The organism is Kribbella sp. NPDC005582, assembly GCF_040605415.1.
Lineage (GTDB): Bacteria > Actinomycetota > Actinomycetes > Propionibacteriales > Kribbellaceae > Kribbella.
The window spans coordinates 836220-862559 of the sequence record NZ_JBEXCU010000003.1; the positions used below are offsets into that span (position 1 = coordinate 836220).

The 26340-nt window shown below is 68.5% G+C and carries 17 protein-coding genes; 10 read left to right on the forward strand and 7 right to left on the reverse strand.

Annotation, left to right across the window (positions count from 1 at the left end):
- Nucleotides 1-100: 100 nt before the first annotated feature.
- From ABZS29_RS21595 to ABZS29_RS21605, 3 genes are read left to right on the forward strand one after another with little or no spacing between them, the layout of a single operon-like run.
- Nucleotides 101-1114, forward strand: coding sequence for an ABC transporter permease (locus tag ABZS29_RS21595; RefSeq protein ID WP_355464054.1), 1014 nt, complete (start codon nt 101-103; stop codon nt 1112-1114).
- A 5-nt stretch (nt 1115-1119) separates the two neighbouring features.
- The gene (locus ABZS29_RS21600; RefSeq protein WP_355464421.1) at nt 1120-2187 is read left to right on the forward strand and encodes an ABC transporter ATP-binding protein; all 1068 of its coding nucleotides are present in this window, start codon (nt 1120-1122) and stop codon (nt 2185-2187) included.
- 52 nt (nt 2188-2239) lie between these two features.
- On the forward strand, nt 2240-3286 hold the full coding sequence (locus ABZS29_RS21605) for a dipeptide ABC transporter ATP-binding protein (protein ID WP_355464055.1): 1047 nt from the start codon (nt 2240-2242) through the stop codon (nt 3284-3286).
- Here the strand turns inward: ABZS29_RS21605 and ABZS29_RS21610 are convergent.
- Both ABZS29_RS21610 and ABZS29_RS21615 read right to left on the reverse strand, forming a co-directional pair.
- Nucleotides 3268-5673 carry a tetratricopeptide repeat protein gene (locus ABZS29_RS21610; protein WP_355464056.1) on the reverse strand — a complete coding sequence of 802 codons (2406 nt, stop codon included), beginning with the start codon at nt 5671-5673 and terminating at the stop codon, nt 3268-3270. The genes ABZS29_RS21605 and ABZS29_RS21610 overlap by 19 nt on opposite strands.
- Before the next feature lie 74 nt (nt 5674-5747).
- Nucleotides 5748-7121: a PKD domain-containing protein gene (locus tag ABZS29_RS21615; RefSeq protein ID WP_355464057.1), complete on the reverse strand. Its 1374-nt coding sequence runs from the start codon at nt 7119-7121 to the stop codon at nt 5748-5750.
- Nucleotides 7122-7263: 142 nt separating this feature from the next.
- Here ABZS29_RS21615 and ABZS29_RS21620 point away from each other — a divergent pair, with 142 nt between their 5' ends.
- Nucleotides 7264-9099 (forward strand): S8 family serine peptidase, encoded by a 1836-nt coding sequence (locus ABZS29_RS21620; RefSeq protein WP_355464058.1) that lies wholly within the window; start codon nt 7264-7266, stop codon nt 9097-9099.
- Here the strand turns inward: ABZS29_RS21620 and ABZS29_RS21625 are convergent.
- From ABZS29_RS21625 to ABZS29_RS21635, 3 genes are read right to left on the reverse strand one after another with little or no spacing between them, the layout of a single operon-like run.
- The gene (locus ABZS29_RS21625) at nt 9089-11872 is read right to left on the reverse strand and encodes an AAA family ATPase (RefSeq protein WP_355464059.1); all 2784 of its coding nucleotides are present in this window, start codon (nt 11870-11872) and stop codon (nt 9089-9091) included. The two genes, ABZS29_RS21620 and ABZS29_RS21625, sit on opposite strands and share 11 nt — an antisense overlap.
- Before the next feature lie 41 nt (nt 11873-11913).
- Nucleotides 11914-12693 carry an SGNH/GDSL hydrolase family protein gene (locus ABZS29_RS21630; protein WP_355464060.1) on the reverse strand — a complete coding sequence of 260 codons (780 nt, stop codon included), beginning with the start codon at nt 12691-12693 and terminating at the stop codon, nt 11914-11916.
- Nucleotides 12690-13967 carry an alpha/beta hydrolase-fold protein gene (locus ABZS29_RS21635; protein WP_355464061.1) on the reverse strand — a complete coding sequence of 426 codons (1278 nt, stop codon included), beginning with the start codon at nt 13965-13967 and terminating at the stop codon, nt 12690-12692. The genes ABZS29_RS21630 and ABZS29_RS21635 overlap by 4 nt, the downstream gene beginning before the upstream one ends.
- Nucleotides 13968-14042: 75 nt before the next feature.
- Between ABZS29_RS21635 and ABZS29_RS21640 the strand changes: the two genes are divergently transcribed.
- Nucleotides 14043-14648 carry a VOC family protein gene (locus ABZS29_RS21640; RefSeq protein ID WP_355464062.1) on the forward strand — a complete coding sequence of 202 codons (606 nt, stop codon included), beginning with the start codon at nt 14043-14045 and terminating at the stop codon, nt 14646-14648.
- Here ABZS29_RS21640 and ABZS29_RS21645 read toward each other — a convergent pair.
- Entirely contained in the window at nt 14645-15913 is a 1269-nt protein-coding gene (locus ABZS29_RS21645; protein WP_355464063.1) for a YncE family protein, read from the reverse strand. The genes ABZS29_RS21640 and ABZS29_RS21645 overlap by 4 nt on opposite strands.
- Before the next feature lie 251 nt (nt 15914-16164).
- Between ABZS29_RS21645 and ABZS29_RS21650 the strand changes: the two genes are divergently transcribed.
- From ABZS29_RS21650 to ABZS29_RS21670, 5 genes are all read left to right on the forward strand, one after another.
- Nucleotides 16165-16998, forward strand: a complete 834-nt coding sequence (locus ABZS29_RS21650; protein ID WP_355464064.1) for an MIP/aquaporin family protein — start codon at nt 16165-16167, stop codon at nt 16996-16998.
- 27 nt (nt 16999-17025) lie between these two features.
- Nucleotides 17026-18543: a glycerol kinase GlpK gene (gene glpK, locus ABZS29_RS21655; protein WP_355464065.1), complete on the forward strand. Its 1518-nt coding sequence runs from the start codon at nt 17026-17028 to the stop codon at nt 18541-18543.
- Between the two features lie 30 nt (nt 18544-18573).
- Nucleotides 18574-20286: a glycerol-3-phosphate dehydrogenase/oxidase gene (locus ABZS29_RS21660; RefSeq protein ID WP_355464066.1), complete on the forward strand. Its 1713-nt coding sequence runs from the start codon at nt 18574-18576 to the stop codon at nt 20284-20286.
- 128 nt (nt 20287-20414) lie between these two features.
- Nucleotides 20415-23969: a glycoside hydrolase domain-containing protein gene (locus tag ABZS29_RS21665; protein WP_355464067.1), complete on the forward strand. Its 3555-nt coding sequence runs from the start codon at nt 20415-20417 to the stop codon at nt 23967-23969.
- A gap of 37 nt (nt 23970-24006) precedes the next feature.
- Entirely contained in the window at nt 24007-24807 is an 801-nt protein-coding gene (locus ABZS29_RS21670) for a GNAT family N-acetyltransferase (RefSeq protein ID WP_355464068.1), read from the forward strand.
- Between the two features lies 1 nt (nt 24808).
- Here ABZS29_RS21670 and glpK (ABZS29_RS21675) read toward each other — a convergent pair whose 3' ends face one another.
- Nucleotides 24809-26317, reverse strand: a complete 1509-nt coding sequence (glpK, locus tag ABZS29_RS21675; protein ID WP_355464069.1) for a glycerol kinase GlpK — start codon at nt 26315-26317, stop codon at nt 24809-24811.
- Nucleotides 26318-26340 lie beyond the last annotated feature (23 nt).

Genomic DNA, 26340 nt, shown 5'->3' on the forward strand with positions numbered 1-26340 from the left:
TCGTTGCCCTGACCAACCAACCGAAATCGCTCAGCAGAGGTAGGTGAAGGCTTAGGTGGCCGGTGATCAGCGATGATCATCGGCCACCCCGCCGAGCACGGTGTTCGCATATCTGGTCCGCCGGGTGATCGGAGCAGTAGTCCTGCTCTTCATCGTCACGGCCGTGACGTTCGCGATCTTCTTTCTCGTTCCCAAGCTCGGCGGCGCGACCGCCGACGACCTGGCGTCGCGCTATGTCGGTAAGAGTGCGGGGGCGACGCAGATCCACGAGACGGCGGTCCGGCTCGGCTTCACCGATCCGCTCTACGAGCAGTACGGCCGCTTCGTGAAGGGCCTGTTCGTCGGGCAGGACTACAACTACGGTCCGGCGACCGAGCACTGCCCGGCGCCGTGCTTCGGGTACTCGTTCCTGACCCAGCAGCCGGTCTGGCCGGACCTGGTCGCCCGAATACCCGTCACCGCCTCGCTGGCGGGTGGTGCGGCCTTCATCTGGCTCATCACCGGTGTCGGCACCGGCATCATCTCGGCGCTGAAGCGCGGTTCGGTCCTGGACCGGTCGCTGATGTCGGTCGCACTGGCCGGCGTCTCGCTACCGATCTTCTTCACCGGCCTGCTCTCGCTGTCGATCTTCAGTTACGGCCTGGGCTGGACGGTCCAGGGCGGCACCAACCCACTCGACGAAACGAACCCCATCTGGTGGGCGTACGACCTCATCCTTCCCTGGGTGACACTGGCCTTCCTGTACGCCGCGTCGTACGCGCGACTGACCCGGGCCGGCATGCTCGAGACGATGAACGAAGACTTTGTTCGGACCGCTCGGGCCAAGGGCCTGACGGAGCGGACGGTCGTCATGAAGCACGGTCTGCGCTCCGCGCTGACCCCGATCCTGACGATCTTCGGTCTGGACCTCGGTCTGCTGATGGGTGGCGCGATCCTCACCGAGACGACGTTCTCGCTGCCGGGGATCGGTCAGTACGCCGTCATCGCGCTGCGCGTGAACGACCTGCCGAAGGTGCTCGGCGTGACGCTGGTCGCCGCATTCTTCATCGTGCTGGCGAACCTGATCGTTGACCTCCTGTACGCCGTCGTCGACCCGAGGGTGCGAATCTCGTGACCGAAATCGCAGACAACACCGTTCAAGGCGCAGGCGTCCAGCGGATCGAGCGCGGCGAGGCCTTCCTCGACGTCCGGGACCTCAAGGTGCACTTCCCGACCGACGACGGCGTGGTCAAGTCGGTCGACGGGATCTCGTTCCAGCTCGAGCGCGGCAAGACGCTGGGCATCGTGGGGGAGTCCGGCTCCGGCAAGAGTGTGACGAGCCTGTCGATCATGGGCCTGCACGCCCGTGGCGGCGCCCGGATCACCGGGCAGATCTTCCTCGACGGTCAGGACCTGGTCTCCTCGACGCCCGAGGAGGTCCGGCTGCTCCGCGGTAAGCGGATGGCGATGATCTTCCAGGACCCGCTGTCGGCGATGCACCCGTTCTACACAGTCGGTGCGCAGATCGTCGAGGCGTACCGGGTGCACAACCAGGTCACCAAGAAGGTCGCCCGCAAGCACGCGATCGACATGCTCGACCGGGTCGGCATCCCGCAGCCCGACAAGCGTGTGGACGCTTACCCGCACCAGTTCTCCGGCGGTATGCGGCAGCGCGCGATGATCGCGATGGCGCTGTCCTGCGACCCCGACCTGCTGATCGCCGACGAGCCGACCACCGCGCTCGACGTGACCGTGCAGGCGCAGATCCTGGACCTGATCCGGGACCTGCAGCGCGAGTTCAACTCCGCGGTCATCATCATCACCCACGACCTCGGCGTGGTCGCCGAGCTCGCCGACGACATCCAGGTGATGTACGCCGGTCGCGCGATCGAGTACGGCACGGCCGAGGACATCTTCGACCGGCCGCAGCACCCGTACACCTGGGGTCTGCTGGGGTCGATGCCCCGGATCGACCGCGAGCGCACCGAGCGGCTGATCCCGATCAAGGGCACGCCGCCCAGCCTGATCAACGTGCCGCAGGGCTGCGCCTTCAACCCGCGCTGCAACTACGCGCACCTGAACGGCGGCGCCAGCGAGACCGACCGGCCGGAACTGCTCGACATCGGCGCCGGCCACAAGGTCGCCTGCCATCTCTCCCCGGCCGAGCGCCAGCACGCGTGGGAGACCGACATCAAGCCGAAGCTGTGAACGGGACGCCACTGTGACTATTCAAGATTCTGATCCCACTGCCGTCCCGGGCGTGGAAGAACCGGCCATCGGCGAAGAGCTGCTGTCGGTCGACGGCCTGGTCAAGCACTTCCCGATCCGCAAGGGCCTCTTGCAGCGGCAGAGCGGCGCGGTCCAGGCCGTCGACGGCCTGACCTTCAACGTCACCCGCGGCGAGACCTTGTCACTGGTGGGGGAGTCCGGCTGCGGTAAGACGACGACCGGACGGCTGCTGACCCGGCTGCTGGAGCCGACCGCGGGCAAGATCGTGTTCGAGGGCCGCGACATCAGCCACCTCAGCGAGGGCAAGATGCGCCCGCTGCGCCGCGACGTCCAGATGATCTTCCAGGACCCGTACGGTTCGCTGAACCCGCGGCACACCGTCGGCAAGATCGTCGGAGCGCCGTACCGGCTGCAGAACGTGAAGACCGAGCACGGCGTGAAGCGCGCGGTCCAGGAGCTGCTCGAACTGGTCGGCCTGAGCCCGGAGCACTACAACCGCTACCCGCACGAGTTCTCCGGCGGTCAGCGGCAGCGCATCGGCATCGCCCGTACGCTCGCTCTCCGGCCGAAGCTGATCGTCGCGGACGAGCCGGTCTCGGCGCTGGACGTGTCGATCCAGGCGCAGGTCGTGAACCTGCTCGAGGACCTGCAGAACGAGTTCGACCTCACCTACGTGATGATCGCGCACGACTTGTCCGTCGTACGCCACGTCTCGGACCGGGTCGCGGTGATGTACCTGGGCAAGATCGTCGAGATCGCCGACCGGGTCGGCCTGTACGAGACGCCGATGCATCCGTACACGGTCGCGCTGCTGTCGGCGGTGCCGGTCCCGGACACCACGCGCAAGGGCAACGTCAAGCGCATCCGGCTGGAGGGCGACGTACCGAGCCCGATCAACCCGCCGCCGGCGTGCCGGTTCCACACCCGGTGCTGGAAGGCGCAGGAGATCTGCAAGACGGTTGAGCCGCCGCTGCTGCAATTGGCTCCGGGGCACCAGGCCGCGTGTCACTTCCCGGAGAACCAGCCCGGCGATGCGTCGACCACCCCGGCCGCCACAACTCAAGCAGGCAAGGAGTAATCGGTTTCGTTTCGGACCTTCCTCAGCAAGGCTTCGGCCGTCGAAGCCTTGCCGGGATGGTGCTGGCGGTAGAACGTGAGTGCGAACTCGATGTTGGCGACGGCCTCGTCGCGATCGCCGAGCTCTGCCAGCAGTTCACCCAGTAGCAAGCGGATCTGCGCCTCGCGCCGGCGGTCGGTGACGTCGAGCGCGATCTCCAGCGCCGACTCGGCGTGCTTGATGCCGGACTCGAAGTCGTTCAGCTGTAGGTAGGTCATGCCCAGAACCCAATGCGCATCGCAAACGTACTTGCGCAGCCCGAGCTCCTGCAGTTCCGCCAGGGACTGAGCGAGGTCGGCGATGGCGGCCTCAGGACGGCCCGACCGGGCCCGCGCCCACGTTCTGTCGATTCGCAGGTTGGCCGCAAGCCCGCGACTTCCGGCGGCCGTCGACAACTCCACGCCAGCAGCCGCGGCCTCCTCGGCCGCGGTCCAATCGCCAAGTTCGATGTGGATCTCGGCCAAGGTGCCGTAGGAGGAACCCGCAGCGCGCGAATCGCCGAGCTGCGTGTTGATCTCAAGTGCCTGCTCGGCCAGCGGAACTGCCTCGGCGTGCCGGCCCATCCGGATGAGCAGTCGAGCCTTGTTGTTCGCCGTCAACGACACGCCGCGGAGATTCCCGATCGCCTCGAAAGCCTCGTGGGCACGCCCGAAGCGCAGCGCCGACTCATCGTAGCGAGCGAGTTCGGCGAGGGCGATGGCTGCGTCCGCGTGGAGCTGAGCGAAGGTCCAGCGATCGATCCGGCCACCGAGGACGCTCTCGATCGCGGGCAGCCAGTCGGCAAGGTTTCCGCGACTGACGAAGTAGCTGTAGAGACCGATCACCATTCCGGCGACGACCTCGTCGTGGGCTCCTCGTGATGCGGTGCTGTCGATGATCGCCAAGTAGTTGGCCAGCTCGGCGTCGAGCCAGGCGAGTGACTCGTCGGGAGACTCGAAGAGCGGGAACTCCGGTGCCTGCGGGCGTCCAGACCAGGCTGCCCGGGCGGCCTGGGGGTCGGTGAGCTCCGCCGAGCGCCAGGCGACGGCGAGGTAGAAGGTCAGCAGGCGGTCGATGGCCGTCGTTCGCGCTTCGGCCGGAAGCTGCTGGGCGAGCTCTTGGGCGTAGGCGCGGACGAGGTCGTGGAAGTGGTAGCGGCCGGGGGTCGGGGACTCCAGAAGGTGGAGGTCGGTGAGGTGTTCGAGGAGGTCGCCGGTCTTGGGCGGGGTGGTGGCGAGCAGCGCGGCGGTGGATTCGGGGGTGAAGTCTTCGGCGGCGGTGAGGCCGAGGAAGGCGAACAACTGGGCAGCGTCGTGGTCGCGGGAGCGAGGGCTGCTGGTGAGTTGGTCGACCGATAGGGCGAGGCTGGCACGGACATCGAGGTCGTCGACGCCCAGGAGGTCGAGGCGGCGGGTCTGGTCTTCCAGGCGCCGGACGAGCTCGGCCGCGGAGGTGTCGGGGTGGCGGAGCAGCCAGGCACCGGCGACGGCGAGGGCCAAGGGCAGGTGGCCGCAGAGTTCGGCAATGCGGTCCGCGGAGTCGCCGAGGCACTCCGATCCGGCCGACTGCGTGAGGAGCTGGAGCGACTCGGTGGAAGGCATCGGCTCGAGCTGGATGTGGAGTCGGGCCGGCAAGGTGGTGAGCGTATTGCGGCTGGTAATGAGGACGGCTGAGCCACTGGTGCTGGGGATCAGGTCCGCGACCTGTGCGACGTCACGGGCGTTGTCGAGGACCACGAGGGCCCGGCGGTTGGCGAGTCGGGTCCGCAGCGCCGCGATCGCAGCTGCCTGATCAGCCGGCACCGCGTCGGCCGGTACGCCGGTTGCCCGGAGCAACTGGCCGATCACCTGCAGCCCGGTGAGCGGCGTACCGGAGCCGAAGCCGCGGAGGTTCACCGACAGGATGCCGTCCGGATAGGTGGCTCGGCACGCTTCGGCGGCTTCGACCGCCAGAGCTGTCTTCCCGACGCCGGCCATGCCGCGCACGGTGACGACGACCGTCGCGCCGGCCTGGGCTTCGCCGGCTGTCAGAGCTTGTTTGAGCTGTTCGAGTGGTTCGGTCCGGCCGGTGAACGCGGCTCGCGTGGTCGGCAGCTGGTCGGCGACGGTCCAGGCAGGCCCAGCAGCCTCCGGGCTGGTCCGGGGCGTGCCGCGGGCGGCGAGTCGCTTGAGCAGGGCACGCTCGTCGGGGGAGAGGTCGAGGGCGAGGTGGAGCTTGTCGAGCGTGGTGAGGTGCGGATACTTCCGGACACCGCGCTCCAGCAGGCCGATCGCCTGACCACTCAGTCCCGCACGCTCGGCCAGTGCTTCCTGGCTGAGACCGCGGGACTGGCGGACGGTGCGAAGGGCGGCGGCGAACGTCTGCTCCACGCGCCGATTGTAGCCGTTCAGAACAATCAAGCTTGTACAAGAGGTCTTGTTGAATCGCTAGGAGTCATTTGCCGTCACGAGGAGAAGCAAAAGCCCTGGCTGCCGACGCTCCAGCACTGGATCTGCTGGGTGGCGGTGCTGGTCAGGCCGGCTCGGTCGGTGACCTTGAGGGCGGCGGTGTAGGTCTTCTGAGCGTTGGGGTAGGTGTTCGAGGCCGTCGCTCCCGATCCCGTCTTGCCGTCGCCGAAGGTCCATGCGTACGACGCGATGTCGTTGTCCGGGTCGGTTGAACCCGATCCGTTGAAGCTGCACACGGCCCACTGGCACTGGACGGTGAAGGAGGCTTTCGGGGGCTGGCCGGTGGGCGGCGTGCCGGCCTGGACCTGCTTGGTCGTGGAGGCGGTCTTGCCGGCGTTGTCGGTGACCGTGAGCTTGACGGTGTAGGCGCCGGCGCTGCCGTAGGTGTGCGTGGGCGTCGCGCCGGTGCCGGTCTGGCTGTCGCCGAAGTCCCAGGCGTACGACGCGATCGAACCATCGGGGTCCGTCGACGCGGAGCCGTCGAAGGAGCAGGTCAGCGAACCGGCACAGTCCGCGGTGAAGGATGCGGTGGGCGAGCCGGGTTCGTCGCTGTACTTCTTGATGGTCTCGTTGGCCCAGTCACCCATCGCGCTGGTGAGCTTGCCCCAGGCGCCGTAGCTGGTGCAGCCGGTCTTGACCCACGAGGCAACGCCGACGATGACGCCGTCAACGAGCATCGGGCCGCCGCTGTCGCCTTGGCAGATGCCGTCGTGTCCGTCGGCGTAGCCGCCGCAGATCATGTACGCGTCGTTGAACGAACCGAAGGAACCACAGGTGTTGCGGCCGTCGACGAGCGGGAAGTTCTCGACCTTCTTCAGGTGCGCGAACTCGTTCTCACCGTCGCGGACCCGGCCGTAGCCGAGCAGCAGCGCTTTCTTGCCGGGATCGTCGAGCGTGGTGTCGGCCGAGGTGGCGACCCGCGGGTACTGGTAGCCGGCCGGGACCGGGATGTCGGTCTCGGTGACGACGATGCCGACGTCCCAGCCCTGCTGCCAGCCGTTCGGCGGCTGGTAGTTGGGGTGCAGCAGGTACTCCTTGATCGCGAGTTTGGTCCCGCCGGGCTTGGTCAGGTCGTCCGAGCCGTACAGCATCGACTTGGCGCCGTCGCCGGCCTTGCAGTGCGCGGCGGTGACGATGACGCGGCGCGCCACCACGGCCGACGTACAGGTCTGGCCCTGGGGGCGGGCGCCGCCTTCGCGCAGCATCGCGATGGCGAACGGATAGTCGGCCACCGACGCTTGCTGCCCGCCGACGATCTGCGTTGCCGGCGGTGTGTCGGTCGGGAGGACAGCGTCGTACGACGGCGCGGCGTACGCGAGTCCGGGGGAGAAGGCGATCAGGGCGGTGAGGGATGCGAGGAGTCGTCTCATGACCGCAGCATCGGCAGCCGCCACCTACCGAACAATCCGAGGACGGATCCGTAGGGCTACCCATCTATTGGTACCTACTCCACTACGGATTGTTCCGCGCCTGGCCACCGCCGACAGTTGCTCCAGATCCGAAGGAGGAACCATGCGTAGTAGGTCCATTGGGCTGTTCGCTGCCACCCTGGCGTTCGTCGTGGCCGGTGCCGGTAACGTTCAGGCGGCGCCGACCGGCACCGTGCTGAACGCCGGCGCGCCGGACACCGTCCCTGGTCTGTACATCGTCGGCCTGTACGGCGGTACGTCGCTCGCCCCCGCCACCGCGTCCACCGTCAGCGCGGAGGCCGACGTACTCACCGACCGGTACGGCGGCGCGGTCCGCAACGTCTACTCGGCGGCCCTGCGGGGATTCGCCGCGAAGATGTCCGAGGGACAGGCCCGGCGGCTCGCCGCCGATCCCAAGGTGGAGTTCGTCCAGCAGTCGCTGTGGGTGCACCGGGCCGATGCCCAGGGCAACATGTTCGGCGCCCAGGTCGTCAAGGTCGTCAAAGCCGGGCGAACCAAGACCGCGGCGGGGGAGCAACCGAACCCGCCGTCGTGGGGCCTGGACCGGATCGACGGGGTCAAGGACGGCGTCTACAAATACCCCAACACCGGCTCCGGCGTCACCGTCTACAACACCGACTCCGAGCTGAACACCGACCACATCGCCTTCGAGAGCCGGGCGAAGTCCGGCTACGACTTCGTCGACGAGGACGCCAACGTGAACGAGTGCAAGAACGCGACCGACCAAGGCCACGGCACGCACACCGCCGGTACGTCGAGCAGCGAGACGTATGGCGTCGCGAAGGACGTGACCGTGATCGGCGTGAAGGTGCTCGGCTGTGACGGGAACGCCCCGGACGCGGACTCGATCCAGGGCGTCGACTGGGTCACCCAGAATGCGGTGAAGCCGGCCGTGGCGAACGCGAGCTGGACCTCCGGCGGCGCGAACGCCGACCCGGAGGGCGTCAACCGCGCGGTCAAGAACTCGATTGCCGCCGGCATCGTCTGGGCGGTTGCGGCCGGCAACGACAACGGCGGCAGCGCCTGTACGCCGAGCCCGGCCAAGGTGCCGGAGGCAATCACCGTCGCGTCGACCGACTCCAACGACAGCCGGTCGAGCTTCTCCAACATCGGCTCCTGCGTCGACCTGTTCGCGCCCGGCGGGAACATCACCTCGGCCAGCAACTCGAGCAACACCGGCAGCAAAGGCATGTCCGGTACGTCGATGGCCGCGCCGCACGTGACCGGAGCCGCGGCGCTGTACTTGTCGGCGAACCCGAGCGCAACGCCTGCTCAGGTCCGTGACGCGCTGGTGAACATGGCACAGGAAGGCAAGGTGCAGAACCCGGGCACCGGCTCGCCGAACAAGCTCCTGGATGTCAGCAAGATCGGCGGCGGGCAGCCGGGTGGCCCGGCCGCGTCGTTCACCGCGGACTGCGCCGGCTCGCTGATCTGCACGTTCGACGGATCCGCCTCGACCGGATCGATCGCGTCGTACGCGTGGGACTTCGGTGACAGCCAGACCGGTACGGGTGCGAAGCCGTCCCACACCTACAGCACCGCCGGCACCTACACCGTGAAGCTCACGGTGACCGACGATGCCGGGAAGACGGGAGCGACGACGAAGCAGGTGCAGGCGGGTGCGCCGCCCGCGGGTAAGCCGCCGGTGGCGTCGTTCACGGTGCAGTGCCAGTGGGCCGTGTGCAGCTTCAACGCGTCGGGGTCGACGGATCCCGACAACGACATCGCGTCGTACGCCTGGAACTTCGGCGACGGCAAGACCGGAACCGGCGTGACCACGTCGAACACGTATCCGAACGCGCAGAAGACCTACACCGCCACGGTGAAGGTGACCGATCGGGCAGGCCTGACCAGCACGGCGACCAAGCAGATCCAGTGCTGGAACGTGGGTTCGCAGGGCTTCTGCTTCAACCAGTAATGCGACCGAGCTCGGAGCGGGAGACCGCTCCGAGCTTGCGTAGCACCTTCGCCACGTGCTGCTCGACGGTCCGCGGCGACAGGAACAGCACCTCGGCGATCTCGCGATTGGTCAGACCCTGCGCAACGAGCCTCGCGACGTCCTGCTCCCGCGGCGACAACTCCAATCCGTAGCCGCGGCGACCACGCCGCGACGGCGACGGCGTACCGCGGGAGCGCAGGTCGTGGCGGCAACGGGCGGCATCCCGAGTCGCACCCAGTACGTCGTACCAGTCGGCGAGCGCGGGCAGGTCCTGAGTCTGCGCCAGCTCGGATGCCTGCGCGGCGAAGTAGACCGCGTCCAACGCGCGATAGGCCTGCTCGGCGGCCCGGTAGTGCTCAGGATCCGAGGTGACCTCGCCGCGGCAGAACGAGAGCGCGGCTTGCGCGAGGGGCGCGTCGCGGCCGGCGATCCCGGCCGCGAACTCATCGGTCAAAGCACCGGCCTCGGCGACTCGATCGGTCGCAAGCAGTGTGCTGACGGCGACCGGAGCCAGGTCCGCGGCCCAGACCCAGATGCCTTTGTGCCGGACGAGTTGTAGACCGCGGTCGACGATGGTCGTCGCGGCGGCGAGGTCGTCCTGGGCGAGCCACAGCCGGGCCAGCCCGGCGAAGCCGCCGATGGCGATCGGGGTGATCGCGTCCTGCGGGCTGTTGACGCCGGTTCGGCCGAGGTGTTCGGCGGCGGCCGGCCACTCGCCGCGGGTGATCGCCAGCAGGCCGAGAACCAGCGACAGTTCGCTTGCCACCGGCAACAAGTCGCGGTACTCGCCGAGCAGCCGGGTGGCGCGTTCGGTGAGGCCGGTCCAGTTGCCGGTGTACCAGTCGAGACGGACCTCGGTCGAGCGGGCGGTGCTGACCACGAACGGGCTGCCGGCCCCCGCGGCCAGCCGAACCCCGCTGGTGAGGAACTCGCGGGCCTCGTTGAAGCGGCCGATCGTCGTACAGGCGTCGGCGAGGTTGCACCGGGTGCGGGCAAGCTGGCGGCGTTCGGCCTGGGGCTCGGCGGTGCTCGGGAGGGCGGAGAGGTCGGACAGCACGTCGGGGTCGCCGATCGACAGGCGAGAGCCGAGCAGGTTGGCCAGCAGCGACATCCGGAGTTCGATGTCGTCGCAGTCGGCCAGGTAGTCCTCGACCCGCCGGAGCCACGGGAGATGCTCGGCCAGCGGGGTGTCGCCGATGAACGTCGTACCGAGGAGAGCGGCGCCGCGGGCGGCGAGGTCGGGGCGCTCGGCGAGCTCGTCGACAGCCTGACTGATCGTGAGGCGGGCTTCGGCGATCCTGCCGTTGGCCCGGACCATCAGCCGCCCGAGCAGGAGCCGGACCTCGCCACGCGCGGCGGTCGACAGCCGCTGGTCGCTCAGCACCCGGTCCAGGGTCGCGAGCGGGTCGTGCTGATCGAGGCCGGCGTATGCGACGGAGCCGAGCTTGATGGCGAGCCGGTCGACCTCGGCGGTCGGCAGGCCGGGTTCGGCGAGCAGCCGCTGGAGGAGGCCGGTCGCGACGGCGGGGTCGCCGACTTCGGTGGCCCGGTCGGCCGCCTCTTCGCCGTACCGGAGCCAGTCGGTACGGCGGCCTGCCCGGCGGCTGTGTTCGGCCAGCTGCACGAGAGGCGGTGGCTCGGTCCCGCGCAATGCGTCGATCGCGGCCAAGTGGAGTTGGCGCCGACCCGGTCCTTCGAGGGAGTCGTAGACGGCCTGCTGCGCAAGCACATGCCGGAACCCGTACCGGTTCGGCCGGACCTCGTGCAGCACACCCGCCCGGGCGAGCTGTATCAGCGCAAGCTCAGCCTGGTCGGGGTCGATACCGGCCACGGCCGCCAGCTGCTCAACCCCAGCCGGTACGCCGAGGACCGCGGCGGCGTGGACGGTCCTGTGCGCGAGGTCGGGGAGTCCGTCGAGGCGGTCGGCGAACGCATCGCGCAGCAGGACCGGGACCTCGACCTCGTCGGGGAGCCGGGCAGCCGCGCCGTGCAATGAGCGCAGCAGCTCCTCGACCACGAACGGAATCCCGGCGGTCCGCTCGTGCAAGCGGTCGGCGAACTCCGCGCTGACCGGTTCCTGGTCGAGGATCGAGGCAGCCAGCGTTCGCACGGCGTCGACGTCGAGCGGCCGGAGCTGCAGCAGAATTCCGGCCACATGATCGGGCGGCCGGTACGCCGTACCGAGGGGAAGGTGACCGGCCAGGTCCTCGCGGCGGTAGGTGATGACGACCGAGAGGTTGGGCGGCGGATCGGCCATCAGGAACCGCAGCAGCTGGCGGGTGCCGTCGTCGGCCCACTGCAGGTCCTCCACGACCAGCACGGCGGGGCCGATCGCGGCGAGCACCTCGCGGGTCGCGCGGAGTGTGCGGTGGCGCTCGGCGTGTGGGTCGCCGATCGGTTCGGGCTGGGGCGGGAGTACGTCGGCCAGCTCGGGCAGGAGTGGGCGCAGTGCTCCCGCGACGGGACTGACCTTCTGCAGCCGGGTGCCGGCCAGGGACCGCAGTGCCTCGATCACGGCGCCGTACGGGAAGGGTTCGCGCAGCGGCTGGCAGTGGCCGACGAGGACCTTGAGTCGAGCGACGTCGGGGTGGGCGAGCAGTTCGTCGACCAGGCGGGTCTTCCCGATTCCGGCTTCGCCCTCGATCATCACCACGGTCGACCGGCGGGGAACGGTCGAGACGAGGACCTGCAGCTCCTCGCTCCGGCCCACCAAAACGGGCGCGCTCGTGCGCAACAGATGGTGGGCGGCCATGGGAGGGACCCTAGTTCGTGACCGACCGTCGCGGAAGAACCTCAGCCCGTGAGCTTCTTGCTCGGCGGTGTGGCCTTGAGCAACAAATCGGCGATCAGCGCATGGCCGGCCGCGTTCGGGTGGTCGCCGTCGGGGGCGAGCAGGTTGGTGATGTCCGGTGCGGTCTCGAAGGGGGTGGCGATGTCGACGTACGTCGCGTGGGCGACGTGGGCGGCGTTCGCGATCACCTGGTTGGTGGCCTGGGTCAGCGTCTGGGTCGCGTTCTGGCCTTCGAGTGGATAGAGGTCGCGGGCCACTTGGCCGTCTTTGAAGACGTTCCAGTAGCCGGTGACGAGGATGTCGGGTGTGCGGTGGGTGTCGAGGCTGGTGATGCGGTCGAGGATGCTGCGGAGATTGCGCGTCAGCTCGGCCATCTCCTCGCTGACGCACTCCGTGGTGCACTTCCCGGTGGTGACGTCGTCCTCGTGGCCGGCGAAGTCGTTGGCGCCGATGGTCAGCAGGACGTAGTCCGCATCGGTGGCGGCCCGGGCCATCGGTGAGCTCGAGCGGTTGAGCTCATTGAGGAGGCCTTCGGAGTCGATACCGCCGACTCCGTAGTTGTGCACGGTCACCCCGCTACCGGTGCGGTTCGCGAGCAGATCGCCGTACTGGGCGGGGAAGGCGTCGCAGTAGCAGTGGTAGCCGGAGGTGACCGAGTCGCCGAGGGCCAGGACGCTCAGGTTGCCGGCCGGGACCTCGAGCACGGCAGGTTTGGCATCCGCCGCGGCGGCCAGGGTGACCAGTGCGAGCGTGACGAGGAGGTAGGTGAGTCTGCGCGTCACGCCGACCTGTGGTGGGCTGGGGTGACCTGGCCGACCAGCCAGGGGAAGGACCGCGCGAACGCCGGGCCGGCGAACTGCCAGACGTGCGAACCGGGGGAGACCTGGACGGTCGAGACGATGCCGACCTTGGCGGCCGCCCGGGACAGTTGGTGAGCCTCGCGCTGGTGGGTCTTCTCGGCCGTGCTGGTCAGGAACATGCCGCTGACGCCGGCGTACTTCCCGTGCGCCTGCATCACCTTCAGCGGCTCATTGGCCTGTTCCGACGCCACCGAGCCACCGTACAACTGGACCAAAGTGTCGTGGTCGTCGCCGCTGTTCGGCTCCAGATCACCGGAGATGTCGACGAAGTGCGTGAACGTGGCCGGGTGCTCGACGACCAGGTCGATCGCGCAGGTCCCGCCCATCGAGAAGCCCGCGACTGCCCACTGGGCCGGATTGCGGGAGGCGCCGAACGTCTTCTCGACGTACTGCGGGACGTCGCGGTCCAGGTGTGTGGCGGCGTTCCCGCGCGGCCCGTCGACGCACTCGGTGTCGTTGTCGAACGAGGCCGTCGCATCCACGAAGACCAGTATGGGCGCAAATCCGTGCTGCTGGTGGGCGTAGCCGTCGGACACGCGGACCGCGTTGCCGAGCCGTACCCAGTCAGCGGGCGCGCCGCGCTCACCGCCGATGACCTCGACCACGGGCAGCGCCGGGTGGTGCTTCGCGCTGCGGAACCAGACCGGCGGCAGGTAGACGAGCTCCGGCCGGTGCTGGAACCCGCTGTACGTCGCGGGGATGTCGACCGACACGAGTTTGCCCGTCGGCGGGAGTGTGTGGCCGCCCGATTCATGGGCGAGCCCGGTCATCGACACCTGGCCGGGAAGCGGTGCATTGGTCCAATCGTTGACCGCGGCATCGATCGTCGGGTAGTAGCCGACGAACTGGTTGACCTGGTTCGCGCAGACGACCGACGCCACCGCGACCGCGACCACGGCCGCACCCCGTCGCCACCACTGCGCGCTCCGCCAGCCGGCGATCAGGACGACCAGCGCGGTCAGCCCGACCCCGAACCACAGCCACACTCCGAAAGGCAGCGGATCCGTGATTCCGGCCAGCTGCGCCCCTGGGTACGACGCGAGCAGCGCGCCGACCGCGGACAACGCGATCACCAGCGGCAGCACCCGCAGCCGCCAGCGCCGGTCCCGCCAGCCGATCGCCACGACCAGCAACCCGGCCGCGAGAAGCTCCAAAGCCACCGGAAACCACCCGCCGAGCAACGACACGCTTTCCATTCCCAGCCACCTCCCGAGACAACATCCACTCCCGAGACGCCGACCGAGTCCGATCGGTTGGCATACGGTCTGATCATGTCCGTGCCGCTGCTCGACCACCTGGTCCTTGCCACTGCCGACCTGTTCCGCACCGTCCGCCGGTTCGCCGACGCGACGGGGGTCGAGCCGGTCGAGGGTGGCCGGCACGCCCGGTGGGGCACCCGGAACTTCCTGGTCGGGCTCGGCGGTACGGCGTACCTGGAGTTGCTCGGGCCGGATCCGGAGGCCGAGAGGGCGCCGGTGTTCGACTTCGAGGGTCCCGAGCGGCTGATCACGTGGGCGATCCACCCGGCCGACATCGACGGCGTACTGGTGACTGCGCGGGAGGCTGGGATCGATCTCGGACAGATCGGTGCGCTGTCGCGGGCGACGCCGAGCGGTGAGCTGCTCAGTTGGCGAGTCAGCACGCCCCCGGACTACCTGTACGACGGGCTGGTGCCGTTCCTGATCGACTGGGGTACCGCGCCGCACCCGACCACGAACTTGCGGACCGTGGAGCTGGTGAGCCTGCACGCGACTCACCCGCAGGATGACGAAGTGCGCCAAGCACTGGCGGTGCTGTCGACGAGCCTCGACCTCAGCACCGGACCCGCCGCGCTGACCGCGACCTTCCGCGGCCCGCGCGGCTCGTACGCCGTCTAGTTCGGCCAGTTCGCCGGTGCGCGGCCGAGGCGGATGCGTTGCGGGTGATCGCCGACCGGGACCGAGACCTGCTTCTGCCCGGTGGCGAAGCTGACCGCGGTGATCTGGTCGGTGCCGCTCTCGGAGATCACGCAGCTCTGGCCGTCGCCGCTGATCGTCGCCCAGTACGGCTTGCTCGCCGTCACCAGCGGGCCGTGCGCGAGTGTGCTGCGGTCGACAACTGTCACGTAGTCGTCCATGGTGCCGGCGACGCAGAGCTTGGTGCCGGCCGGATTCATCGCGAGACCGTGGTGGCGGGAGTCGTTCACCCAGGTGGTGCGGTCCTCGTTCGTCGCCGGGTTCTTCGGCAGTTCGACCTGACGCGTGATCATGTCGGAGGCGACGTCGTACTCGAGGAGGCCGTTGAAGAACGACACCTGGAAGTAGAGCTTCGACTCGTCCGGGGTGAACGCGACCGGCCGGACCGCGTCGGACAGGTCGCTGCGGCCGAAGGCGTCGAGGCGCTGACGCATGTCGATCACCTTCACCACCTGGTACGTCGTCGCGTCGGCGACCGTGATCCTGCGGTCGCCCTTGGTCCAGTCCCAGCCCGGTCCGTCGAGCGCGGTGAAGACGTCACCGATCGCCGAGTTCCAGATCTTGCCGTCCGCGGTGAAGACGTTCTCGTGCGGTTTGTCGCCGGTCGGGAACGACCCCAGCTGGACGCCGGTCGCGGCATCCAGGACGTGCACGGTGTTCGCGGTCGACGCCGAGACCGCCACTCGCCGGCCGTCCGGCGACAACGCCATGTGGTCGGCGCGGAAGCCACTGACCGGGAATCGCCACTTCAGGTGCCCGGTCGCGATGTCGATCGACACGACATCGGCGAAACTCGGCCGGGACGCGACGATCGCCGTACCGTCCGGGCTGCTGTAGAGGTCGTCGACCAGTTGGTCATGGCCTTCGCCGGGCCCATTGCGAATACCGAGGAAGAACCCAAGCTTGACCGGGTTCAGGTAGATCTCGGCCAGCCGCTCGGCCTTGTCCGGCACCATGTTGACCCGCCCGATCTTGGCGAACGCCCCGGACGGCTGCAGGACGTCCGCGGTCCCTTCCCAGTTGTTCCCGACGAACATCACCGGACGCAACGCTGTGGTGTCCGCGGCAGCGGCAGTGGTCAGACTCCCGGCCGCCAGCCCGGCCAGGGCCAGCGCGATCACCGGTGGACGGCGCCAGAACTGCGGCCGAGGCCGGGCATGGCGGGCGGTACGACGAAGAGCGATCACAACAACTCCCGGGGGCGGAGGGACGTTGGGTGAGCAGGAGATTACCGTGAGGTACGTTCACTTTCTACCCTGAAAGCTTGCGGGATCTCGCCGCGGGTGACTCGACCGCTACCGTGTGTCGCAGACCAGTTGCGAACTGGTCCCGTTCGACAATGTCGAACGGCGGGCGTTGTGGTGGCTGCGGATGGCTCTTAGATTCCAGCCAGCCGTGGTCGTCACGGTGGTTTGTCAGAGAAGGGAGGCCAGCCGGTATGGCTACGACCGAAGCGGTCAAAGCGAAAACCCTTCTGGGGGAGTGTTCTGCCGAGCTTGCGGGCACGTTCATCCTGATCCTGTTCGGCTGCGGTGTGGTGGCGCAGGTGGTGGCCGGCGGGATCGGCGACCACGACTCGATCGCGTGGGCGTGGGGACTCGGTGTGACACTGGGCATCTACGTGGCGGGCCGGATGACCGGCGCGCACCTGAACCCGGCGGTGACGATCGCCCTGGCGGCGTTCCGCGGCTTCAGCTGGAAAAAGGTGCTGCCGTACTCGGTGGCGCAGTTCCTCGGAGCGTTCCTGGCGGCGCTCGTCGTGCGCTGGAACTACACCGAGGCGCTGAACAAGGTCGACCCGGGCCTGACCATCAAGACGCAGGGCGTGTTCTCGACGCTCCCGGGCAACGGCAGCATGGATCTCGGCGTCCACATGTGGGGCGGCTTCCGGGACCAGATCATCGGTACGGCGATCCTGATGATGGTGATCCTGGCGATCACCGACCTGCGCAACACCGCGCCGGCGGCCAATCTCGCGCCGTTCGTCGTGGGCCTCCTGGTGGTGGCCATCGGCATGGCGTGGGGAACCAACGCCGGGTACGCGATCAACCCGGCGCGTGACTTCGGTCCGCGACTGGCCTCCTTCTTCACCGGGTACGGGGGAGCGTTCAAGGATCAGTTCGGGGACATCTATTTCTGGGTGCCGATCGTGGCCCCGATCATCGGCGCGCTGGTCGGTGCGTTCCTCTACGACCTGCTGGTCGGGCGCAACCTGCCGATCGCGGACGACGAGGAAGAGCCCGGCCGCATCCCGGAAGAGAAGACCGTATGACCCACGTGCGTGAGGAGAGGAACTTCCATGGCTGACTTCGTCGGTGCCGTCGATCAGGGCACCACGAGCACCCGCTTCATGATCTTCGACCACTCCGGTAACGAGGTGGGCAAGCACCAGCTCGAGCACGAGCAGATCCTGCCGCAGGCCGGCTGGGTGGAGCACAACCCGACCGAGATCTGGGAGCGCACCAGCTCGGTGATCCAGACCGCGCTGAACAAGAACGGCTTGCATGCCAGCGACCTGGCGGCGCTCGGCATCACCAACCAGCGCGAGACGGCCGTGGTCTGGAACCGCAAGACCGGCCGGCCCTACTACAACGCGATCGTCTGGCAGGACACCCGCACCGACCGGATCGCCTCCGCCCTGGAGCGCGAAGGCAAGGGTGACGTGATCCGGCAGAAGGCCGGGCTGCCGCCGGCGACGTACTTCTCGGCCGGCAAGGTGCAGTGGATCCTGGAGAACGTCGACGGCGTCCGCGCCGCCGCCGAGGCCGGGGACGCGATCTTCGGCAACACCGACACCTGGTTGCTGTGGAACCTGACCGGTGGCGTCAACGGCGGTGTGCACATCACCGACGTGACCAACGCCAGCCGGACCATGCTGATGAACCTCGAGACCCTCGACTGGGACGACGAGCTGATCGGCTTCTTCAACATCCCGCGGCAGATGCTGCCGGAGATCCGGCCGTCGTCGGACCCGAACAAGTACGGCGAGACGCTGGCGAACGGCCCGCTCGGTGGCGTGGTTCCGTTGACGGGCGACCTCGGTGACCAGCAGGCGGCGACCGTCGGCCAGGTCTGCTTCAACCCGGGCGAGGCCAAGAACACCTACGGCACCGGTAACTTCATGCTGCTCAACACCGGTACCGAGCTGGTTCGCTCGAAGGCCGGTCTGCTCAGCACGATGTGCTACCAGTTCGGCGACGAGGCTCCGGTCTACGCGCTGGAGGGCTCCATCGCCGTGACGGGCTCGGCCGTGCAGTGGCTGCGCGACCAGCTCGGCATCATCTCCGGTGCGAGTGAGACCGAGACGCTGGCTCGTCAGGTCGCGGACAACGGCGGCGTGTACTTCGTCCCGGCGTTCTCCGGCCTGTTCGCGCCGTACTGGCGTTCGGACGCCCGGGGCGCGATCGTCGGGCTGTCGCGGTTCAACACCAACGCTCACCTGGCGCGCGCAACACTGGAAGCGATCTGCTACCAGAGCAAGGACGTGACGGACGCGATGGAGAAGGACTCCGGCGTGCGGCTCGACGTGCTGAAGGTCGACGGCGGTGTCACGGCCAACGAGCTGTGCATGCAGATGCAGGCCGACATTCTCGGCGTACCGGTGAGCAAGCCGGTCGTGGCCGAGACCACGGCCCTGGGCGCGGCGTACGCGGCGGGCCTGGCGGTCGGGTTCTGGAAGAACAAGGAAGAGCTCGTCCAGAACTGGAACGAGGACAAGCGGTGGGAACCGCAGTGGGACGACGAGCAGCGCGCGAAGGGGTACGCCGGCTGGCAGAAGGCCGTCTCGCGGACTCTTGACTGGGTCGACGTCGACTAATTTGAAACAAGTGGAAGGAAGGGCAGCACAGTGGCGGTAGTGGCTCTGTCACCGCAAGCAAGGGCTGACGCGATCGACGCGATGGCCGACGGACGAGAGCTGGACGTCCTGGTGATCGGTGGCGGGGTGGTCGGCACCGGGTCGGCCCTCGACGCCGCGACCCGGGGTCTGACCACCGGACTGCTGGAGGCGCGCGATTTCGCGAGCGGTACCTCCAGCCGGTCCAGCAAGCTGATCCACGGTGGTCTGCGCTATCTGGAGATGCTCGACTTCCGACTGGTGCACGAGGCGTTGCAGGAGCGCGGCCTGCTCCTGCAACGCCTGGCACCGCACCTGGTCAAGCCGGTGCCGTTCCTCTACCCGCTCCAGCACCGCTGGTGGGAGCGGTTCTACGCCGGCGCCGGCGTCGCCCTGTACGACGGGATGGCGGTCAGCTCCGGTCTCGGCGCCGGCCTGCCGATCCACAAGCACCTGACCCGCCGGGGCGCGATGCGGCTGGTCCCGTCGCTGAAGAAGTCCGCGCTGGTCGGCGCGCTGATGTACTACGACGCCCAGGTCGACGACGCCCGGCACACGATGGAGCTCGCCCGGACGGCGGCGTCGTACGGCGCTCATGTCGCGAACAGGGTCAAGGTGACCGGGTTCCTGCGCCAAGGTGAGCGAGTCACCGGCGTGAAGGCCAAGGACCTGGAAAGCGGTCGCGAGTTCGAGGTCCGCGCCAAGCAGGTCGTGAACGCGACCGGCGTCTGGACCGACGACACCCAAGGCCTGGTGGGGGAGCGCGGGCAGTACCACGTGCGCGCCTCGAAGGGCATCCACCTGGTCGTGCCGAAGGACCGGATCCAGTCCAGCACCGGGATGATCCTGCGCACCGAGAAGTCGGTGCTGTTCATCATCCCGTGGGGCCGGCACTGGCTGATCGGCACCACCGACACCGACTGGAACCTGGACAAGGCGCACCCCGCCGCGACCAGCAAGGACATCGAGTACCTGCTCGACCACGTGAACTCGGTCCTGGTCACGCCGTTGACCCGCGAGGACGTCGAGGGCGTGTACGCCGGGCTCCGGCCGCTGCTGGCCGGTGAGTCGGAGAGCACGTCGAAGCTGTCCCGCGAGCACGTCGTCGCGCACACCGCCCCGGGTCTCGTGGTCGTTGCCGGTGGCAAGTACACGACGTACCGGGTGATGGCCAAGGACGCGATCGACGCGGCCGCGGCGGCACTCGACGGCCGGGTGCCGAAGTCGGTCACCAAGACCACGCCGCTGGTCGGCGCCGACGGCTACCAGGCGCTGTGGAACCAGCGGCACCTGATCGCGCAGCGCTCCGGCCTGCACGTTGCCCGGATCGAGCACCTCCTGAACCGGTACGGCGCCCTGATCGACGAGGTGCTCGCGCTCGTCGAGGAGGACCCGTCGCTCGGCGAGCAGCTCCCCGGCACCCAGGACTACCTGCAGGCCGAGATCGTCTACGGCGCCAAGGCCGAAGGCGCCCGGCACCTGGACGACGTGCTGGCTCGCCGGACCCGGATCTCGATCGAGGCCTGGGACCGCGGCGTCGCCGCCGCCGAGGCCGCCGCCCGCCTGATGGCCCCGGTCCTCGGCTGGGACGAGCAGGCGATCGAGCGCGAGGTCTCGTTCTACCTGCGCCGCGTCGAGTCCGAGCGCGCCTCCCAGGACCAGCCCGACGACGAGTCCGCCGACAAGGTCCGCCTCGAAGCCCCGGACATCGTCTCGCCGGCCTGACCTCTGGTGGCTGAACGGCCTCCTTCGGCCCAGACCGAAGGAGGCCATTCGGTCTGGGTTTCACAGCTTTTAGCGGTAAATGAGTTTCTCCATCCTGGCGGCAGGCTCGGCGACAGGTGGAGGCGGCAATGCGGTGGATGCGATGGCTCGTGGCAGGTGCGTTGGCGGTGACCGGCGCGGTCGTGGTCCCACCGCCCGAACGCGCCGAAGCGGCCGGGGTACGACCGGCGATCTGGGTCGAGCCCTCGGGCAACTCGATCTTCCGCGACAGCGGACGGTCGCCCGAGGCCCGCGACGACATCCGGCTGGACACCGCGAAGAACGACTACGAGAGCGCGCAGATCGTGCTCAAGTCGCCGGCCGGGTTCACCGTGAACGCCGTCGAGTTCACCGCACTGCGCGGTGCGACCGACACGATCCCGGCCACCGAACTCAGCTACAACCCGGTCGAGTACCAGTGGCTCGACAAGCCGTCGGACAAGATCTACCCGGTGATCCGGGACGCCCCGGGCTGGTTCCCGGACCGGTTGCTCAACGACCGCACTGTCGCGGTCCGGCCCGGTGAGACGGAGTCGTTGTGGGTGCGGGTCCATGTGCCCGCTACCGCCGCGGGCGGCCGGTACGCCGGGTCCGTGACGGTGCGGACGACGGCCGGGGACTTCGTCGTACCACTGGTGGTGAACGCGCGGAACGTCGTGATTCCACCGGCGAACCAGAGCGAGTTCACCAACGTGATGTGGACGAACTTCCTCGGGTTCACCTCGTGGGACCACGGCAAGGGCGACACGATCAAACTGTTCTACGACTACGACCGGTACTCGCCGCAGTGGTGGCAGCTGATCGACCGCTGGGCCGACACGATGAAGCAGTACCGGCAGAACAGCCTGCAGCTTCCCGTGATCAACCTGCTCACCGACGGCGGGAGCAAGGTCGATGCCGCCGGCAAGTACACGTTCAACTTCGGCCGCTTCGACGAGGTCGTCCAGCGGTTTCTGGACAAGGGCGTCGTACACACGCTCGAGGGATTCGTCCAGGCCGGTCCCCAGACCGAGGGGCGCAACCCGGATTGGCCGGCGTACCTGATCGAGACGACGCCGAAGCAGACCGGCAGCCAGGTCCCCGACTACATCAAGTACGACACGCCCGCGGCCGAGAACTGGTACAAGCAGTTCTACCCGGCGCTGCGGCAGCACCTGGCCGACAAGGGCTGGCTGAGCAAGTTCTGGACCCATGTCGGCGACGAGCCGCGCGCGGACGCGGGCGGCGCCGGCTGGTTCGAGATCGCGGACAAGATCCGCAGCTACTGGCCGGACGTGAAGCTGGCCGACCCGACCGTCTTCCCGATGTCCCCGCAGGTCGCCGAGAAGGCCGACATCGTGATCCCGAACCTGTGGATCTACTCGGTCGATCCCAAGCCGTTCGACGCGCAACGGCGCGGTGACAAGCACAAGCCGTTGTGGCTGTACAACTGCCAGGGTCCCGGCGGGAACTACTTCAACCGGTTCATCGACCAGCCGCAGTGGCATCAACGTCAGACGATGTGGTTCGCGTACAGCCGCGGCGTCACCGGCTACCTGCACTGGGCCTACAACAACTGGCAGTACAACCTGAGTGGTGAGGGTAGTCAGGGCCAGAAGGGCGACGCCTGGATCGTCTGGCCCGACAAGGCCCGCGGCACGCTGGAGATGACTACCCGGTACGAGGCGCTGCGCGACGGGATGGAGGACTGGGAGGTCCTGAACAAGCTCGGGAAGACCAATCCGGGCTTGGCGCGTGAGATCGCCCGGGCGATGACACCGAACGGCGACAAGTACTCCGCCGACCTCTCGTACATGCAGCGGGTGCGGGCGATGCTGCTCGACGCCGCGGCCGGGCTGCCGGTGGTGGCCAGGGACGTCGCCAAGGGCCGGCCGACGACTACGGGGACGAACTGGGTGCAGGTCGACCTCGGCCGGCAGGCGCAGCTGGACATGCTGCACCTGAACTGGGGCAGCGTCTACGGCAAGCAGTACCGCGTACTGACGTCGTACAACGGCACGGACTGGGCGGAGGCGGGGACGCGAACCCTCGACGAGAAGGACGACCTGGCCACGCCGGGTGGCGACGACCTGGTCGGGCTCAACGCCAAGGCGCGGTACGTGCGGCTCGAGGTGACCGAATCCAGTGGTGGGACTGTCCAGCCGCCTGGTCTCGAGATTGCGGGAAGCCTGCTGCTGCAGCAGAACCTCGCCGGTGGCAAGGGGTATCGCAAGCCCGCGCCGTCCGCGCCGTACCCGGACACCCCGTCGGTCAAGAATCCGGGCAGTGGCACCGAGGCGACCGACGGGGTCCTGGCCGACGAGTTCGGTGACCAGCGCTCGTTCGGCTACTCACTCACCCCCGGCCAGCACATCGAACCGGCGGTCGAGATCGACCTCGGTGGGATGCAGACGGTCGGCACCGTCCGCGTGCACGCCTATGAGGAGTTCCCCGCCTACCGGCCGGACCAGGTGGTCGTCGCGACCAGCCTGGACGGCGTGAACTATGTGACCAAGGGACAGCTCGGCGCCGTCAACGGCGCCTCGCGCAACTGGTACGACGTCAGCTTCGCGCCGACGCCCGCCCGCTGGGTCCGGGTGACGTTCATCAAGACCGGGTCGGCCACCGCGACCGGGCTGTTCGTCGACGACATCGAGGCGTACGGCGCGGGCCGGGGGACCGACGAGGCGCCCGGCGGGACGGCGTACCCGTGGGTGGATGCGGGGCGGGCCGGTCACGAGGTGATCTTCCAGCCGAGTACGACTGGCTCGCTCGGGCGCTGGGACTGGTCGGCGGCCGGTGGCGTGAAGCGGGACGACTTCGGTGGTGGGCCGATCGCGGGGAAGTCGAGCGGCTTCTCCTGGTACAACCAGCAGCACGCCGTTGCCAGGACAACGTCCGGAAAGCTGGGCCACTGGTGGTGGATCGAGTCGGAGACCGCGCCGCACTACGCCGAATGGGCCGGCGACATCGCGGGCGATCCAGCCGCGGTGGTGTGGTCGGGACAGCAGCACGTGTTCGCTCGCTCGTCCACCGGTGACCTGACGCACTGGTGGTGGGATCCGGCGGACGGCGAGGTGCGGTCCGATCGCTGGACCGGTGCGTCGATCGTCGGCACCCCGTCGACCTTTGTCACCGGCAACCAGCTGCATGTGGTTGCCCGCGGCACCGACAACCACCTCTACCACTGGTGGTGGGGGCTGGACGATACCGAGCCGCACCTGGCCGACTGGGGTGGCGAGGCGCTCTCCGATCCGACGACCTTCGTGTGGCGCGAGCAGCAGCACGTCCTGACGCAGGCGGCCGACGGTCAGCTGTTCCATTGGTACTGGGATCCCGCCACCGGACTGAACACCGACAAGTGGGCCGGTGCTCCCGGGAAGTTCGTCGGTGCGCCGGCGGCCTTCAAGATCGGCGACCAGCAGCATGTCGTTGCCCGCAGCCCCGAAAACACGCTTTACCACTGGTGGTGGCAAGAAGGCTCCGTGGTGAAGTGGGAGGACCGCGGCGGTGAGGTGTACTCCGACCCGGTCGGCTTCGCCTTCGAGAACCAGTTGCAGTACTTCGCGCGAAGCAAAACCAACACGCTCGCGCACTGGTGGCAGGTGCCCGGCGACCCCAGCGACGGCTGGCACTACAACGACTGGGCCGGCAGCGTCGGCTGAGACCGGGGGGCTTTTTTCACGAGTTACAGTAAGGGTCATGGAGCTGACTGAGCGGCTGGAACGGGCCGAGGGCGAAATGATCTGGACGCTGACCCAGAGTCCGCCGGACGTGGTGGCGGCGCTCGGGATCAGCGGGCAGCGGATCGGCGACGGAGTCGCTGTGGTGGTGCGCAATGACTCCGTCGACTTCTGGTCGCGGGCGCACGGGTTCGGCTTCGACCGGCCGATCGACAGTGCGCTGATCGGGGAGGTTCTCGAGGTCGCCCGGTCCGGTCAGGCCCGGGTGATGAACTTCCACCTCGCTCCCGAGGTGCTGCCGGCGAACTGGGCCGAGATCTGCGCCGAGCACGGCCTCGTGACCGGTGCGACCTGGGTGAAGGCGGTTCGCGAGGCCGGTCCGGTGGATCCGGTCCGGACCGACCTGCGGATCGGCGTGATCGAGCCGGACGAGGCGTCCACCTGGGCGGCCGTTCAGCTCGAGGTGTTCGGAATTCCGCAGGACCAGAACGGTCTGATCACCGCGTTCGCGCACGCGCCCGGCGTCACGGCGTACGGGGCTTGGGACGGTGACAAGCTGGTCGCGACCGGCGGTCTGGTCGTGGCCGGTGAGGTCGGCGAGTGCGTCAGCGGTACGACGTTGCCGGAGTACCGGGGGCGTGGTGCGCAGTCGGCGATCCTGGCTCGCCGGGCCGAAGACGCGTTCGCGGCGGGGTGCCGCTGGGTCGCCTCCGAGACCGGTAAGCCTGGACCGGGCGAGCACAACTCCTCCCTGGCGAACATGGAGCGCGTTGGCTTCAAGGTCGCCTACGACCGCACCATCTATCGCTGGCAGGCCTGACTCACTGGTCGGGGCGGATCCAGTTGAAGGTTCGCTGGACGGCGGCCTGCCAGTTGGCGTATTCGCTGGCGCGGCGGGCCGGGTCCATGTGGGGGAGCCACTGGCCGGCGCGGTGCCAGTTGGAGCGCAGGCCCTCGAGGTCGGGCCAGTAGCCGACCGCGAGGCCGGCGGCGTAGGCGGCGCCGAGCGAGACGGTCTCGGTGACCATCGGGCGGACGACGCGGACGTCGAGCAGGTCGGCGAGGAACTGCATGAGCAGGTTGTTGGCGGTCATGCCGCCGTCGACCTTGAGTGCGGTGAGGGCGATACCGGAGTCGGCGTTCATCGCGTCGACGACCTCGAGGGTCTGGAAGCCGGTGGCCTCGAGAACGGCGCGGGCCAGGTGGCCCTTGGTGATGTAGCCGGTGAGCCCGGCGATCACACCGCGGGCCTCGCTGCGCCAGTGCGGTGCGAAGAGGCCCGAGAACGCGGGGACGATATAGGCGCCGCCGTTGTCGTCGACGGTCCGGGCGAGTGTCTCGATCTCGGCCGCGGTGTGGATCAGGCCGAGGCCGTCACGGAACCACTGGACGAGTGAACCGGTGACCGCCATCGAGCCTTCCAACGCGTACGATGCGGGCTCGTTGCCGATCTGGTAGGCCACGGTGGTGAGCATGCCGTGCTTGGACCGGACGATCTCGTGGCCGGTGTGCAGCAGCAGGAACGAGCCGGTGCCGTAGGTGCACTTCGCCTCGCCCGCACTGAAGCAGGTCTGGCCGAACAGCGCGGCCTGCTGGTCGCCGAGCGCGGCGCCGATCCGGACGCCGGGCAGCACCTCGGTGGCGGTCGCGAAGACGCCCGACGACGGCCGGATCTCCGGCAGCACGGCTCGCGGTACGTCGAAGGCCGCGAGCAACTCGTCATCCCATTCCAGGGTGGCGATGTTCATCAGCATGGTCCGGCTCGCGTTCGTCACGTCAGTGACGTGCAGACCGCCGTTCGCGCCGCCGGTGAAGTTCCAGATCAGCCAGCTCTCCATGGTGCCGAACAGCACCTCGCCGCGCTCGGCGCGGGCCCGCAGACCAGGCGTGTGGTCGAGCATCCACTTCAAGCGCGGCGCCGAGAAGTACGTGTTCAACGGCAGGCCGCACAGATCAGCGAACCGATCAGGGCCTTCGTCCCCGGCCAGCTCGGTCACCAGCCGGTCGGTTCGGGTGTCCTGCCAGACGACCGCGTTGCCGATCGGGTTGCCGCTCGCGCGGTCCCAGAGCAGGCTGGTCTCGCGCTGGTTAGTGATGCCGATGGCAACGATCTGGCTCGGGGCCGCGCCGATCTGCCGAAGTGCGGCCGGTACGACGCGGGTGACGTTCCGCCAGATCTCGGCCGCGTCGTGCTCGACCCAACCCGGTTTGGGGAACAGTTGCCGGTGCTCGCGCTGGGCCACCGACACGAGTCGCCCGCGCCGGTCGAACAGGATGCAGCGGGTCGAGTTGGTCCCTTGATCGACCGCAGCAACGTACTGCTCAGCCATTCGTCCACCACCTCGAGACGCGG